Source organism: Streptomyces sp. DSM 116795 (assembly GCF_055792905.1).
The window spans coordinates 2,793,428-2,808,766 of record NZ_CM147707.1 but is presented as its reverse complement, the minus strand read 5'-3'; the positions used below and the strand labels follow the sequence as shown (position 1 = coordinate 2,808,766).

The 15,339-nt window shown below is 66.5% G+C and carries 10 protein-coding genes; all 10 read left to right on the top strand.

What is annotated here, in order from left to right; genetic code table 11:
* The first annotated feature begins 121 nt into the window (after positions 1–121).
* The 10 genes from rplJ (at position 122) to ACSMXX_RS11915 (ending at position 15,302) form a co-directional block, all read left to right on the top strand.
* Entirely contained in the window at positions 122–661 is a 540-nt protein-coding gene (gene rplJ / locus ACSMXX_RS11960) for a 50S ribosomal protein L10 (protein ID WP_473184004.1), read from the top strand.
* A 108-nt stretch (positions 662–769) separates the two neighbouring features.
* A complete protein-coding gene (rplL, locus tag ACSMXX_RS11955; RefSeq protein WP_473184003.1) occupies positions 770–1,159 on the top strand; it encodes a 50S ribosomal protein L7/L12 in 390 nt (129 codons plus the stop codon).
* 518 nt (positions 1,160–1,677) lie between these two features.
* Positions 1,678–5,163, top strand: a complete 3,486-nt coding sequence (gene rpoB, locus ACSMXX_RS11950) for a DNA-directed RNA polymerase subunit beta (RefSeq protein WP_473184002.1) — start codon at positions 1,678–1,680, stop codon at positions 5,161–5,163.
* 123 nt (positions 5,164–5,286) lie between these two features.
* Positions 5,287–9,186 (top strand): DNA-directed RNA polymerase subunit beta', encoded by a 3,900-nt coding sequence (locus ACSMXX_RS11945; RefSeq protein ID WP_473184747.1) that lies wholly within the window; start codon positions 5,287–5,289, stop codon positions 9,184–9,186.
* A gap of 58 nt (positions 9,187–9,244) precedes the next feature.
* Positions 9,245–9,805 (top strand): DUF1707 and DUF4190 domain-containing protein, encoded by a 561-nt coding sequence (locus ACSMXX_RS11940; RefSeq protein WP_473184001.1) that lies wholly within the window; start codon positions 9,245–9,247, stop codon positions 9,803–9,805.
* Positions 9,806–10,121: 316 nt separating this feature from the next.
* Entirely contained in the window at positions 10,122–10,493 is a 372-nt protein-coding gene (gene rpsL, locus ACSMXX_RS11935; protein ID WP_003948652.1) for a 30S ribosomal protein S12, read from the top strand.
* A gap of 2 nt (positions 10,494–10,495) precedes the next feature.
* Complete coding sequence (gene rpsG, locus ACSMXX_RS11930) at positions 10,496–10,966, top strand: 30S ribosomal protein S7 (protein ID WP_028433241.1); 471 nt, start codon at positions 10,496–10,498, stop codon at positions 10,964–10,966.
* Positions 10,967–11,005: 39 nt separating this feature from the next.
* Positions 11,006–13,129: an elongation factor G gene (gene fusA / locus ACSMXX_RS11925; protein ID WP_473184000.1), complete on the top strand. Its 2,124-nt coding sequence runs from the start codon at positions 11,006–11,008 to the stop codon at positions 13,127–13,129.
* Between the two features lie 222 nt (positions 13,130–13,351).
* Positions 13,352–14,545, top strand: a complete 1,194-nt coding sequence (tuf, locus tag ACSMXX_RS11920) for an elongation factor Tu (protein ID WP_070008911.1) — start codon at positions 13,352–13,354, stop codon at positions 14,543–14,545.
* Between the two features lie 199 nt (positions 14,546–14,744).
* Positions 14,745–15,302, top strand: a complete 558-nt coding sequence (locus ACSMXX_RS11915; RefSeq protein WP_473183999.1) for a YceI family protein — start codon at positions 14,745–14,747, stop codon at positions 15,300–15,302.
* Positions 15,303–15,339 lie beyond the last annotated feature (37 nt).

Genomic DNA, 15,339 nt, shown 5'->3' with positions numbered 1-15,339 from the left:
AAGCTCCCGCGCGACGTGTCCGTCGTCGCGGTCGAGCCACGCCCCATGCGCCTGCGCAGGGGCGTTTCGTCGTTCCAGCCCCTTCCGAGCGGTCTCATCACCCGGAAGGAGGCCGAGGCTCATGGCGAGGGACCAGGTCGCGCCCGACAAGATCGCCGCCGTTGAGGAGATCACGAACAAGTTCCGTGACTCCAACGCCGCAGTGGTCACCGCGTACACGGGGCTTTCGGTTGCCCAGCTCAGGGAGCTGCGCCGCTCGCTCGGTGAAGACGCCCAGTACCGCGTGGTGAAGAACACGCTGACCAAGATCGCGGCCAACGAGGCCGGGATCAACGAGCTCGACGAGTTCTTCCAGGGCTCGTCGGCCGTCGCCTTCGTCACCGGTGACCCGGTCGCGGCGGCGAAGGGACTGCGTGACTTCGCCAAGGAGAACCCCGCCCTTGTGGTCAAGGGCGGCATCGTCGACGGCGCGCTGTACAGCGCCGCCGACCTGAACAAGCTCGCGGCGCTCGAATCCCGCGAGGTGCTGCTCGCCAAGCTGGCCGGCGGCATGAAGGCGTCCATGGCGAAGGCCGCGGCGACCTTCCAGGCCCCGCTGACGAAGTTCGCCCGTACCGCGGACGCGCTGCGCAGCAAGGTCGAGCAGGGCGGTGCCGAGTAATTCGGCTCCCGTCGAGGCCGGGAAGGCACACCCACCCGGTCGCAGCGGGCCGTAAGCCCGTCGATACGTACACACGGCACCAGCCGGACTAGTGGAAGGACCGCCATCATGGCGAAGCTCAGCCAGGACGAACTGCTCGAGCAGTTCAGTGACATGACCCTTCTCGAGCTCTCCGAGTTCGTGAAGAAGTTCGAGGAGAAGTTCGACGTCGAGGCCGCCGCTCCGGCCGCCGTCGCCGTCGCCGCCCCCGGCCAGGGCGGCGGGGCCGCCGAGGAGGCCGAGGAGCAGGACGAGTTCGACGTCGTCCTCACCGGCGCCGGCGACAAGAAGATCCAGGTCATCAAGGTCGTGCGTGAGCTGACCTCGCTGGGTCTGAAGGAGGCCAAGGAGCTCGTGGACAGCACGCCGAAGCCGGTTCTCGAGAAGGTCGCGAAGGACGCCGCGGACAAGGCCAAGGAGTCCCTCGAGGGCGCCGGCGCCTCCGTCGAGGTCAAGTGATCATCGGGGTCGCCAGACCCCTCAGCCAGGGGCGATCACCCAGCCGGGTGGTCGCCCTTCGGCGTCTCTGAAGCACTCACAGAACCCCGCGGAACGGGCAGGTATGGTGATCTTCGCTGCCGTGGGGCCCTTGACGAACGGCACTTGGCGCGCAATTCTCTGGACGCGCCGTTCGCATCGATCCGGGTTCCGAGGCATGGATCGAGGATGAAGCGGGAAGTGTTGCGGCAAGCACGTTCCGCCCCGACGTACCGAGGCCGTCGGGACGGGCCGCGACGGAGATGAACAACTAGGGGGCCCTCCCGGAGGGAACAAAGGACAGGGTCCTCCCGGAGGAGAGATTGCCACCGGCTGGAGGCGGAGACCGGGACCGAGGCCCGGTCCCGGAAATCTGCTCTGGACATCAGTGGGCCTTGAGGCTACACTGACCCTTTGCGCTGCCTGTTAGCTGCTCCCTGCCCGTCGCCAGGGGCACCGGTATGCGCGCAGAGAGTCCGAGCCCTCGGAAGGACCCCCTCTTGGCCGCCTCGCGCACTGCCTCGACCGCCAATTCGAACAACGGCGCCAGCACCGCCCCGCTGCGTATCTCTTTTGCGAAGATCAAGGAACCTCTCGAGGTTCCCAATCTCCTTGCGCTCCAGACCGAGAGTTTTGACTGGCTGCTCGGTAACGAAGCCTGGAAGTCCCGGGTCGAGGCGGCGCTGGAGAGCGGAAACGACGTCCCGACCAAGTCCGGTCTGGAGGAGATCTTCGAGGAGATCTCCCCGATCGAGGACTTCTCCGGATCGATGTCGCTGACCTTCCGCGACCACCGTTTCGAGCCCCCCAAGAATTCGATCGACGAGTGCAAGGAGCGCGACTTCACGTACGCGGCTCCCCTCTTCGTCACCGCCGAGTTCACCAACAACGAGACCGGCGAGATCAAGTCCCAGACCGTCTTCATGGGCGACTTCCCGCTGATGACGGACAAGGGCACCTTCGTGATCAACGGCACCGAGCGTGTCGTCGTCACGCAGCTCGTCCGATCGCCGGGTGCCTACTTCGACAGCTCCATCGACAAGACGTCCGACAAGGACATCTACTCCGCCAAGATCATTCCGTCCCGGGGTGCCTGGCTGGAGATGGAGGTCGACAAGCGCGACATGGTCGGCGTGCGCATCGACCGCAAGCGCAAGCAGTCCGTGACCGTGCTGCTCAAGGCTCTCGGCTGGACGAACGAGCAGATCCTTGAGGAGTTCGGCCAGTACGAGTCGATGCGCGCCACCCTGGAGAAGGACCACACCCAGGGTCAGGACGACGCGCTGCTCGACATCTACCGCAAGCTGCGCCCGGGTGAGCCCCCGACGCGTGAGGCCGCACAGACGCTGCTGGAGAACCTCTACTTCAACCCGAAGCGTTACGACCTGGCCAAGGTCGGCAGGCACAAGATCAACAAGAAGCTCGGCGGCGACGAGCCGCTGGACTCCGGCGTGCTCACCACCGCGGACGTCATCGCGACGATCAAGTACCTGGTCAAGCTGCACGCGGGGGAGACGGAGTCGACTTCGGCCGAGGGTGACGAGATCGTCATCGAGACCGACGACATCGACCACTTCGGCAACCGGCGTCTGCGCAACGTCGGCGAGCTCATCCAGAACCAGGTCCGCACCGGTCTCGCCCGTATGGAGCGCGTCGTCCGGGAGCGGATGACCACGCAGGACGTCGAGGCGATCACGCCGCAGACGCTGATCAACATCCGGCCGGTCGTGGCCTCCATCAAGGAGTTCTTCGGCACCAGCCAGCTGTCCCAGTTCATGGACCAGACGAACCCGATCTCCGGGCTCACCCACAAGCGCCGTCTCAACTCGCTCGGCCCGGGTGGTCTCAGCCGTGAGCGGGCGGGCTTCGAGGTCCGTGACGTGCACCCCTCGCACTACGGCCGGATGTGCCCGATCGAGACGCCCGAAGGACCGAACATCGGTCTGATCGGTTCGCTCGCCTCGTACGGCCGTCTGAACGCGTTCGGCTTCGTCGAGACGCCGTACCGCAAGGTCGTGGACGGTGTCGTCGGCGACGAGGTGCATTACCTCACGGCCGACGAGGAGGACCGCTTCGTCATCGCGCAGGCGAACGCGCCGCTCACCGAGGAGATGCGGTTCGCCGAGGACCGGGTGCTGATCCGCCGGCGAGGCGGCGAGGTCGACCTGATCCCGGGTGACGACGTGGACTACATGGACGTCTCGCCGCGCCAGATGGTGTCGGTCGCGACCGCCATGATCCCCTTCCTGGAGCACGACGACGCCAACCGCGCGCTCATGGGGTCGAACATGATGCGGCAGGCAGTGCCGCTCATCAAGGCCGAGTCGCCGCTGGTCGGCACCGGCATGGAGTACCGCTGCGCGGTCGACGCCGGTGACGTCATCAAGGCCGAGAAGGACGGCGTGGTCCAGGAGGTCTCCGCGGACTACGTCACGGTGGCCAACGACGACGGCACCTACACCACGTACCGCGTGGCCAAGTTCACGCGCTCCAACCAGGGCACCTCCTTCAACCAGAAGGTGCTCGTGGACGAGGGCTCGCGGGTGATCGAGGGCCAGGTCCTGGCCGACGGCCCGTCCACCGACGAGGGTGAGATGGCGCTCGGCAAGAACCTGCTGGTCGCCTTCATGCCCTGGGAGGGCTACAACTACGAGGACGCGATCATCCTCAGCCAGCGTCTGGTGCAGGACGACGTCCTCTCCTCGATCCACATCGAGGAGCACGAGGTCGACGCCCGCGACACCAAGCTCGGCCCCGAGGAGATCACCCGGGACATCCCGAACGTCTCCGAGGAGGTCCTCGCCGACCTCGACGAGCGCGGCATCATCCGCATCGGTGCCGAGGTCGAGGCAGGCGACATCCTGGTCGGCAAGGTCACCCCGAAGGGTGAGACCGAGCTGACTCCGGAGGAGCGGCTGCTGCGTGCGATCTTCGGTGAGAAGGCCCGCGAGGTCCGTGACACCTCGCTGAAGGTGCCGCACGGCGAGACCGGCAAGGTCATCGGCGTCCGCGTCTTCGACCGCGAGGAGGGCGACGAGCTGCCCCCGGGCGTGAATCAGCTGGTGCGTGTGTATGTGGCGCAGAAGCGGAAGATCACCGACGGTGACAAGCTCGCCGGCCGTCACGGCAACAAGGGCGTCATCTCCAAGATCCTCCCGGTCGAGGACATGCCGTTCCTGGAGGACGGCACCCCGGTCGACGTCATCCTCAACCCGCTCGGCGTCCCGTCCCGTATGAACCCGGGACAGGTGCTGGAGATCCACCTGGGCTGGCTCGCCTCCCAGGGCTGGAACGTCGCGGGCATCGACGAGGAGTGGGCGCGGCGCCTGCAGCAGATCGGCGCGGACGAGGTCCAGTCCGGGACCAACGTCGCCACCCCGGTCTTCGACGGTGCGCGTGAGGACGAGATCGCCGGCCTCTTCCAGGCCACCGTGCCGAACAGGGACGGCGACCGGATGGTTCTGCCCTCCGGCAAGGCCCACCTGTTCGACGGCCGCTCCGGAGAGCCGTTCCCGGCGCCGATCTCGGTCGGCTACATGTACATCCTCAAGCTGCACCACCTGGTCGACGACAAGCTGCACGCCCGCTCGACCGGCCCGTACAGCATGATCACCCAGCAGCCGCTGGGCGGTAAGGCACAGTTCGGTGGCCAGCGCTTCGGTGAGATGGAGGTGTGGGCCCTGGAGGCGTACGGCGCCGCGTACGCGCTGCAGGAGCTGCTCACCATCAAGTCCGACGACGTCACCGGCCGCGTGAAGGTCTACGAAGCCATCGTCAAGGGCGAGAACATCCCCGAGCCGGGCATCCCTGAGTCGTTCAAGGTGCTCATCAAGGAGATGCAGTCGCTCTGCCTCAACGTGGAGGTGCTGTCCTCGGACGGCATGTCCATCGAGATGCGTGACACGGACGAGGACGTCTTCCGCGCGGCGGAGGAGCTCGGTATCGACCTGTCCCGGCGCGAGCCGAGCAGCGTCGAAGAGGTCTGACGGGTCTGGCCGGGACGCGTTCGCCAGGCGTGCCGGCCTCCCCCTCGGCCCTGGGGGCCTGGAGGCGACCCCTCCAAACCCCGCTCAGACCATTCATCACAACCCTGAGAGGGATTGACGAGAGTGCTCGACGTCAACTTCTTCGACGAACTGCGGATCGGCCTGGCCACCGCCGACGACATCCGTCAGTGGTCGCACGGCGAGGTCAAGAAGCCGGAAACCATCAACTACCGAACCCTCAAGCCCGAGAAGGACGGACTCTTCTGCGAGAAGATCTTCGGTCCGACCCGGGACTGGGAGTGCTACTGCGGCAAGTACAAGCGCGTCCGCTTCAAGGGCATCATCTGTGAGCGCTGCGGTGTCGAGGTCACCCGCGCCAAGGTGCGCCGTGAGCGGATGGGCCACATCGAGCTGGCCGCACCCGTCACCCACATCTGGTACTTCAAGGGCGTTCCGTCGCGCCTGGGCTACCTGCTGGACCTTGCTCCGAAGGACCTGGAGAAGGTCATCTACTTCGCGGCGTACATGATCACGTACGTCGACGAGGAGCGCCGCACGCGCGACCTGCCCTCCCTGGAGGCGCACGTCGGTGTCGAGCGCCAGCAGATCGAGCAGCGCCGCGACGCCGACCTGGAGACCCGCGCCAAGAAGCAGGAGGCCGACCTGGCCGAGCTCGAGGCGGAGGGTGCCAAGGCGGACGTGCGCCGCAAGGTGCGTGAGGGCGCCGAGCGCGAGATGAAGCAGATCCGCGACCGTGCGCAGCGCGAGATCGACCGCCTCGACGAGGTGTGGTCCCGCTTCAAGAACCTCAAGGTCCAGGACCTGGAGGGCGACGAGCTGCTCTACCGCGAGCTGCGCGACCGCTTCGGGACCTACTTCGACGGCTCCATGGGCGCGGCTGCTCTGCAGAAGCGTCTGGAGACCTTCGACCTGGACGAGGAGGCGGAGCGGCTCCGCGAGATCATCCGTACCGGCAAGGGCCAGAAGAAGACCCGTGCGCTCAAGCGCCTCAAGGTCGTCTCGGCGTTCCTGCAGACCAGCAACAGCCCGAAGGGCATGGTGCTGGACTGCGTGCCGGTGATCCCGCCGGACCTGCGTCCGATGGTGCAGCTGGACGGTGGCCGCTTCGCGACCTCCGACCTGAACGACCTCTACCGCCGCGTCATCAACCGCAACAACCGCCTCAAGCGTCTGCTCGACCTCGGTGCGCCCGAGATCATCGTGAACAACGAGAAGCGGATGCTGCAGGAGGCAGTCGACGCGCTCTTCGACAACGGCCGCCGCGGCCGCCCCGTCACGGGTCCCGGCAACCGTCCGCTGAAGTCGCTGTCCGACATGCTCAAGGGCAAGCAGGGCCGCTTCCGGCAGAACCTGCTCGGCAAGCGCGTCGACTACTCGGCGCGTTCCGTGATCGTCGTCGGCCCGCAGCTCAAGCTGCACCAGTGCGGGCTGCCGAAGGCCATGGCGCTGGAACTCTTCAAGCCGTTCGTGATGAAGCGCCTGGTGGATCTCAACCACGCGCAGAACATCAAGTCGGCGAAGCGCATGGTCGAGCGCGGCCGTACGGTCGTCTACGACGTGCTGGAAGAGGTCATCGCGGAGCACCCGGTGCTGCTCAACCGCGCACCGACCCTGCACCGCCTCGGCATCCAGGCCTTCGAGCCGCAGCTGGTCGAGGGCAAGGCCATTCAGATCCACCCGCTCGTGTGCACCGCGTTCAACGCGGACTTCGACGGTGACCAGATGGCCGTGCACCTGCCGCTGTCCGCGGAGGCGCAGGCCGAGGCCCGCATCCTGATGCTGTCCTCGAACAACATCCTCAAGCCGGCCGACGGCCGGCCGGTGACCATGCCCACGCAGGACATGGTGCTCGGGCTGTTCTTCCTCACGACCACCGAGGAGCAGCGCGAGACCATCGGCGACGGCAGGTCGTTCAACTCCACGGCCGAAGCGATCATGGCCTTCGACGCCGGGGAGCTCTCGCTCCAGGCGGAGATCGACATCCGCTTCCCGATCGGCTCCGTGCCGCCGGCGGAGTGGACGCCTCCGATGCCCGAGCAGGGTGAGCCCGAGTGGCAGCCCGGCGACGGCTTCCGGCTGCGTACGACGCTGGGCCGTGCGCTCTTCAACGAGCTGCTGCCCGAGGAGTACCCGTACGTCGAGTACTCGGTCGGCAAGAAGGAGCTCTCTCAGATCGTCAACGACCTGGCCGAGCGCTACCCGAAGGTCACCGTCGCCGCGGCGCTGGACAACCTCAAGTCGGCCGGTTACTTCTGGGCGACGCGTTCCGGTGTCACCATCGCGATCTCGGACGTCGTCGTCCCTGAAGCGAAGCCGGAGATCATCGCCGGTTACGAGGAGCAGGACGAGAAGGTCCAGAAGCAGTACGAGCGCGGCCTGATCACCAAGGACGAGCGCACGCAGGAGCTCATCGCGATCTGGACCAAGGCGACCAACGAGGTCTCCGAGGCGATGAGCGAGAACTTCCCGAAGACGAACCCGATCTTCATGATGGTCGACTCGGGTGCCCGAGGGAACATGATGCAGATGCGTCAGATCGCGGGCATGCGCGGTCTGGTGTCCAACGCGAAGAACGAGACCATCCCGCGGCCCATCAAGGCGTCGTTCCGTGAGGGTCTCTCCGTGCTGGAGTACTTCATCTCCACGCACGGTGCCCGTAAGGGTCTCGCGGACACCGCCCTGCGTACCGCCGACTCCGGTTACCTGACGCGTCGACTCGTCGACGTCTCGCAGGACGTGATCATCCGCGAGGAGGACTGCGGCACCGACCGCGGTCTGAAGCTGGAGATCGCGGCAAGGGGCGCCGACGACGTGCTGCGCAAGGCCGCGGACGTCGAGACCAGCGTGTACGCGCGCTGCCTCGCCGAGGACATCGTCGTCGACGGCAAGGTGCTGGCCCCGGCCGGCACCGACCTGGGCGACGTGCTCATCGACGAGCTCGTGCGGCACGGCGTGGAGACCGTCAAGACCCGCTCCATCCTCACGTGCGAGTCGACGGTCGGCACCTGCGCCATGTGCTACGGCCGTTCACTGGCCACCGGCAAGCTGGTCGACATCGGGGAGGCCGTCGGCATCATCGCGGCCCAATCGATCGGTGAGCCCGGCACCCAGCTGACGATGCGTACCTTCCACACCGGTGGTGTGGCCGGTGACGACATCACGCAGGGTCTGCCGCGTGTGGTCGAGCTGTTCGAGGCCCGTACGCCCAAGGGCGTCGCGCCGATCTCCGAATCGGCCGGCCGTGCCCGTATCGAGGAGACGGAGAAGACCAAGAAGGTCGTCGTCACCCCGGACGACGGCTCGGACGAGACCTCGTACGCCGTCAGCAAGCGCGCCAGGCTGCTGGTGGGCGAGGGCGACCACGTCTCCGTCGGCCAGGCGCTGACGGTGGGTGCCACCAACCCGCACGACGTGCTGCGCATCCTCGGCCAGCGTGCGGTCCAGGTGCACCTGGTCGGCGAGGTCCAGAAGGTCTACAACAATCAGGGTGTCTCGATCCACGACAAGCACATCGAGATCATCATCCGGCAGATGCTGCGCCGTGTGACGATCATCGAGTCCGGCGACGCGGAGCTGCTGCCGGGCGAGCTCGTGGAGCGTACGAAGTTCGAGGGTGAGAACCGTCGGGTCGTGGCGGAAGGCGGCCACCCGGCCTCCGGCCGTCCGCAGCTGATGGGCATCACCAAGGCTTCGCTGGCGACGGAGTCCTGGCTGTCGGCGGCGTCCTTCCAGGAGACGACCAGGGTGCTCACGGACGCGGCGATCAACGCCAAGTCCGACTCCCTGATCGGCCTCAAGGAGAACGTCATCATCGGCAAGCTCATCCCGGCCGGTACGGGCCTGTCCCGCTACCGCAACATCCGGGTGGAGCCCACCGAGGAGGCCAAGGCCGCGATGTACTCGGCCGTCGGCTACGACGACATCGACTACTCGCCGTTCGGCACCGGCTCCGGTCAGGCCGTCCCGCTCGAGGACTACGACTACGGGCCGTACAACGCCTGATCCGAGGTCATAGCTCTGCTACAGAGGACGGCCGTCCCTACCGGGGCGGCCGTCCTCTGTGCATGATGAGCCGAAGGGGGTGGTGCGGATGCTCGCCGGGAACGCTGACCGGGACCGGGCGGGGGACGTACTCAAAGCCGCATACGCAGAGGGCCGGCTGACCAAGGACGAGTACGACTACCGCATCGGGCGCGCTGTGGCGGCCCGTACCGTCGAGGAGCTCCAGCAGCTCACCAGCGATGTGCCCAACGGGCCCAGCGCCGTGCCGCCGACCTTTCAACGCCCGGGCGTCCAGGGCCAGTTGGTGCCCTTCCAGCCCCAGCCGATCGCGCCGTACGCCGTTCCGCGGCGGCAGAACCCCACCGCGACCGCCGCCCTCGTCTGCGGTATCGCGGCTCCGGTGCTCTCCCTGATCACCGCGCCGCTCGTGTTCGGGCTCAACGCCCCGTACCTCTTCTGGCTGGGGGCGGCCCCCGGGGTGATCCTCGGGCACAAGGCGCGCAACGAGGTCCGGCGCACGGGAGAGCGTGGCGAGGGCCCGGCGATGGCGGGGACGCTGCTGGGATGGATCTGGCTGGTGCTCAGCGGGGTGCTGGCGCTCGTCGTCACCGGGCTCTGACAGGCATCCGGGACCGGGCTCCGACAGGCCCCCGACCTGGGACTCCTGAGGCCCGTGGGCAGCGTGGAGGCTTGTTTTGACCGGGGACGACGCGATAGGTACGCTCTGACCTTGTGCCTGGGGTGCCCCCTGCGCTCTCGTAAGCGGTCAGACGCTCGAGAAGTGCGGACGGCGGCACCGGATCTGCATGCTTCTCACCTGAGGGGCCCTTCGCCTTCGCGCGGGACTCTGCAGTCTTCGACACGCCCGACCTCGTGGGTCGGGAGAGTGGCCCAGGTTAGCTTTACCGAGACGGCACACAGAAACCGGAGAAACGGTGCCTACGATCCAGCAGCTGGTCCGGAAGGGCCGGCAGGACAAGGTCGAGAAGAACAAGACGCCCGCACTGGAGGGCTCCCCTCAGCGTCGCGGCGTCTGCACGCGTGTATTCACCACCACCCCGAAGAAGCCGAACTCGGCCCTGCGTAAGGTCGCGCGTGTGCGTCTGACCAGCGGGATCGAGGTCACGGCCTACATCCCGGGTGAGGGCCACAACCTGCAGGAGCACTCCATCGTGCTCGTGCGCGGTGGCCGTGTGAAGGACCTGCCGGGTGTTCGCTACAAGATCATCCGCGGCTCCCTCGACACGCAGGGCGTCAAGAACCGCAAGCAGGCTCGCAGCCGCTACGGCGCCAAGAAGGAGAAGTAAGCATGCCTCGTAAGGGCCCCGCCCCGAAGCGCCCGGTCATCATCGACCCGGTCTACGGTTCTCCTCTGGTGACCTCCCTCATCAACAAGGTGCTGCTGAACGGCAAGCGTTCCACCGCGGAGCGCATCGTCTACGGCGCCATGGAGGGACTGCGGGAGAAGACCGGCAACGACCCGGTCATCACCCTCAAGCGCGCGCTGGAGAACGTCAAGCCGACCCTTGAGGTCCGCTCGCGGCGCGTCGGTGGCGCCACCTATCAGGTTCCGGTCGAGGTCCGCCCCGGCCGTTCCTCCACGCTCGCGCTGCGCTGGATCGTGGGTTACTCCCGCGCCCGCCGCGAGAAGACGATGACCGAGCGCCTGCTGAACGAGCTGCTCGATGCCTCCAACGGGCTCGGCGCCGCCGTGAAGAAGCGCGAGGACACCCACAAGATGGCCGAGTCCAACAAGGCCTTCGCGCACTACCGCTGGTAGTCGCAGACCCCATCGAGACCGAGAGAAGACTGAAGCCTTATGGCTACCACTTCACTTGACCTGGCCAAGGTCCGGAACATCGGGATCATGGCCCATATCGACGCGGGCAAGACGACGACCACCGAGCGGATCCTGTTCTACACCGGTCGCAGCTACAAGATCGGTGAGGTCCACGACGGCGCTGCCACGATGGACTGGATGGCCCAGGAGCAGGAGCGCGGCATCACGATCACGTCTGCCGCGACGACCACTCACTGGCCGCTCAACGACGTCGACTACACCATCAACATCATCGACACTCCCGGCCACGTCGACTTCACCGTCGAGGTGGAGCGTGCGCTGCGTGTGCTCGACGGTGCCGTGACGGTGTTCGACGGTGTGGCCGGCGTCGAGCCGCAGTCCGAGACCGTCTGGCGTCAGGCGGACCGGTACGGCGTGCCGCGCATCTGCTTCGTCAACAAGCTGGACCGCACCGGCGCGGAGTTCCACCGCTGCGTCGACATGATCGTGGACCGCCTCGGTGCGGTGCCGCTGGTCATGCAGATCCCGATCGGGACCGAGGCGGACTTCAAGGGCGTCGTCGACCTCGTCAGCATGAAGGCGATGGTCTGGTCGCCCGAGGCGAAGATGGGCGAGATGTACGACACCGTCGACATCCCGGCCACGCACGCCGAGGCAGCCGACGAGTGGCGCGGCAATCTGCTCGAGGCCGTCGCGGAGAACGACGAGGAGATGATGGAGCTGTACCTCGAGGGCCAGGAGCCCACCGAGGACCAGCTCTACGCGGCGATCCGCCGCATCACCCTCGCCTCCACCGGCGCCGAGGGCACCACCACGGTGACTCCCGTCTTCTGCGGAACGGCGTTCAAGAACAAGGGCGTTCAGCCCTTGCTCGACGCCATCGCCCGCTACCTCCCGTCCCCGCTGGACGTCGAGGCGATCGCGGGTCACTCCGTCAAGGACCCCGAGGAGGTCCTGACGCGGAAGCCGTCCGAGCAGGAGCCCATGTCGGCGCTCGCATTCAAGATCGCGAGCGACCCGCACCTGGGCAAGCTCACCTTCATCCGGGTCTACTCCGGCAGGCTGGTAACCGGCTCGCAGGTGATGAACTCGGTGAAGGGCAAGAAGGAGCGCATCGGCAAGATCTACCGGATGCACGCCAACAAGCGTGAGGAGATCGAGTCGGTGGGTGCCGGCGACATCGTCGCCGTCATGGGTCTCAAGCAGACCACCACCGGTGAGACCCTCTGCGACGCGGGCAACCCGGTGATCCTGGAGTCGATGGAGTTCCCGGCTCCCGTGATCGAGGTCGCGATCGAGCCCAAGTCCAAGGGCGACCAGGAGAAGTTGGGCGTCGCGATCCAGCGGCTGGCCGAGGAGGACCCGTCCTTCCAGGTCAAGACCGACGAGGAGACCGGCCAGACGATCATCGCGGGCATGGGCGAGCTGCACCTTGATGTGCTGGTCGACCGCATGAAGCGCGAGTTCAAGGTCGAGGCCAACGTCGGTAAGCCGCAGGTGGCGTACCGCGAGTCGCTGCGCAAGGCGGTCGACAAGGTCGACTACACCCACAAGAAGCAGACCGGTGGTTCCGGTCAGTTCGCGAAGGTGCAGATCGCAGTCGAGCCGCTCGAGGGTGACGGCTACGAGTTCGTCAACCAGGTCACCGGTGGCCGCATCCCCCGGGAGTACATCCCGTCCGTGGATGCCGGCTGCCAGGAGGCCATGGAGTTCGGTGTGCTGGCGGGCTACCCGCTGACCGGCGTCCGCGTGACGCTGCTCGACGGTGCCTTCCACGACGTCGACTCCTCGGAGATGGCATTCAAGATCGCCGGTTCCATGGCGTTCAAGGATGCCGCGCGAAAGGCGAGCCCGGCACTGCTGGAGCCGATGATGAAGGTCGAAGTCACCACGCCCGAGGACTACATGGGCGATGTGATCGGCGACATCAACTCCCGTCGTGGCCAGGTTCAGTCCATGGACGACAGGAGTGGCGCCAAGCTCGTCACCGGCCTGGTCCCGCTGTCGGAGATGTTCGGTTACGTCGGGGACTTGCGCAGCAAGACCTCCGGCCGCGCCAACTACTCCATGCAGTTCGACTCCTACGCCGAGGTTCCCAAGAGCGTCGCCGAGGAGATCATCGCGAAGGTCAAGGGCGAGTAACACCGAGTTGCTCAACCCTTAGGCTGGAGCAAAGGCATTCGGGGCACTCCGGCACAGACCGTACGGCTCGTCCGTCGGGCTGTGCCGGGTCCCCGTCCGCCAGCCCCCCAAGCGAACTGGTCAAGGGCATCCCCCTAGGGGTCCTGACCGGTTCATATCGACCATCTGAACCCCTCCGCAGAATGTGGAGGGTGTACAGCACCAGTCCACAGGAGGACCCCAGTGGCGAAGGCGAAGTTCGAGCGGACTAAGCCGCACGTCAACATCGGCACCATCGGTCACATCGACCACGGTAAGACGACTCTTACCGCGGCGATCACCAAGGTGCTGCACGACAAGTACCCGGCGCTGAACGAGGCCTCGGCCTTCGACAGCATCGACAAGGCGCCGGAAGAGCGCCAGCGCGGAATCACGATTTCCATCGCGCACGTCGAGTACCAGACGGAGAACCGTCACTACGCGCACGTTGACTGCCCGGGTCACGCGGACTACATCAAGAACATGATCACCGGTGCCGCGCAGATGGACGGCGCCATCCTCGTGGTCGCCGCCACCGACGGCCCGATGCCGCAGACCAAGGAGCACGTGCTCCTGGCCCGCCAGGTCGGCGTTCCGTACATCGTGGTCGCCCTCAACAAGGCGGACATGGTGGACGACGAGGAGATCATGGAGCTCGTCGAGCTCGAGGTCCGTGAGCTGCTCTCGGAGTACGAGTTCCCGGGCGACGACGTGCCGGTCGTCAAGGTGTCCGCGCTCAAGGCCCTTGAGGGTGACGCCGAGTGGGCCGACTCCATCGGCAAGCTGATGGACGCCGTCGACAGCGCGATCCCGCAGCCCGAGCGTGACGTCGAGAAGCCGTTCCTGATGCCGATCGAGGACGTCTTCACGATCACCGGCCGCGGTACGGTCGTCACCGGCCGTATCGAGCGCGGTGTGCTGAAGGTCAACGAGAATGTCGACATCATCGGCATCAAGGAGACCAAGACCTCGACGACCGTCACCGGCATCGAGATGTTCCGCAAGCTCCTCGACGAGGGCCAGGCCGGTGAGAACGTCGGTCTGCTGCTCCGCGGCATCAAGCGCGAGGACGTCGAGCGCGGCCAGGTCATCATCAAGCCGGGCTCGGTCACTCCGCACACGGAGTTCGAGGGCCAGGCGTACATCCTGTCGAAGGACGAGGGCGGTCGGCACACCCCGTTCTTCAACAACTACCGCCCGCAGTTCTACTTCCGTACCACCGACGTGACCGGCGTCGTGACCCTCCCCGAGGGCACCGAGATGGTCATGCCGGGCGACAACACCGAGATGAGCGTCCAGCTCATCCAGCCCGTCGCCATGGAAGAGGGCCTCAAGTTCGCCATCCGCGAGGGTGGCCGGACCGTGGGCGCCGGCCAGGTCACCAAGATCAACAAGTGACCCGCGGCTCCCTTTTCCGAGGGGAGCTGCCGGCCTGAAGCCGGCGAAGGGGTCCGCACGACGTGTGTCGTGCGGACCCCTTCGTGCTGCCCGGGAGTAGACACGGGCCGGCGAAGAACGACCGCGCGTGGCAAGGGCGGAATAGTTTACGCTTCAACGAGGTTCTTCGAGGCAAGTACCCGACCCTTGGAGGAACCCAATGACCAGTGCCACCGACTACGCAAAGCTGACCGGGGACTACGGCCTCGACCCCGCCCACACCCGCATCGGTTTCGTCGCACGCCACGCGATGGTGACCAAGGTCCGCGGCGCGTTCAACGACTTCACCGGCACCGCGCACATCGACGGCGACGCCCCCGAGCGTTCGTCGGTGGAGCTGGCCATCAAGGCCGAGAGCATCGACACCCGCAACCCGGACCGCGACGCCCACCTGCGCAGCAACGACTTCCTGAAGATGGACGAGTACCCGGAGATCACCTTCCGGTCGACGGGAGTCCGGCCGAACGGCAAGGACGGGTTCGACGTCACCGGCGACCTCACCATCAGGGGGGTGACCCGTTCGGTGACCGTCCCGTTCACCTTCGAGGGGCAGGCCACCGACCCCTTCGGCAACAGCCGGATCGGGCTTGAAGGCACCACCACGATCAACCGCCAGGACTTCGGCGTCAGTTGGAACGCCGCACTGGAGACGGGCGGCTTCCTGGTGAGCGACAAGGTGACGCTCGAGTTCGAGGTCTCGGCCATCAAGCAGAGCTGACCACCCACGCGAAGTGCAGCGGCCCGTACGGCCGGCC

Coding starts and splice junctions, on each gene's coding strand:
- fusA (WP_473184000.1), top strand. CDS start 11,006: ATGGCTACCACTTCACTTGACCTGGCCAAGGTCCGGAACATCGGGATC.
- ACSMXX_RS11915 (WP_473183999.1), top strand. CDS start 14,745: ATGACCAGTGCCACCGACTACGCAAAGCTGACCGGGGACTACGGCCTC.
- rplL (WP_473184003.1), top strand. CDS start 770: ATGGCGAAGCTCAGCCAGGACGAACTGCTCGAGCAGTTCAGTGACATG.
- rplJ (WP_473184004.1), top strand. CDS start 122: ATGGCGAGGGACCAGGTCGCGCCCGACAAGATCGCCGCCGTTGAGGAG.
- rpsG (WP_028433241.1), top strand. CDS start 10,496: ATGCCTCGTAAGGGCCCCGCCCCGAAGCGCCCGGTCATCATCGACCCG.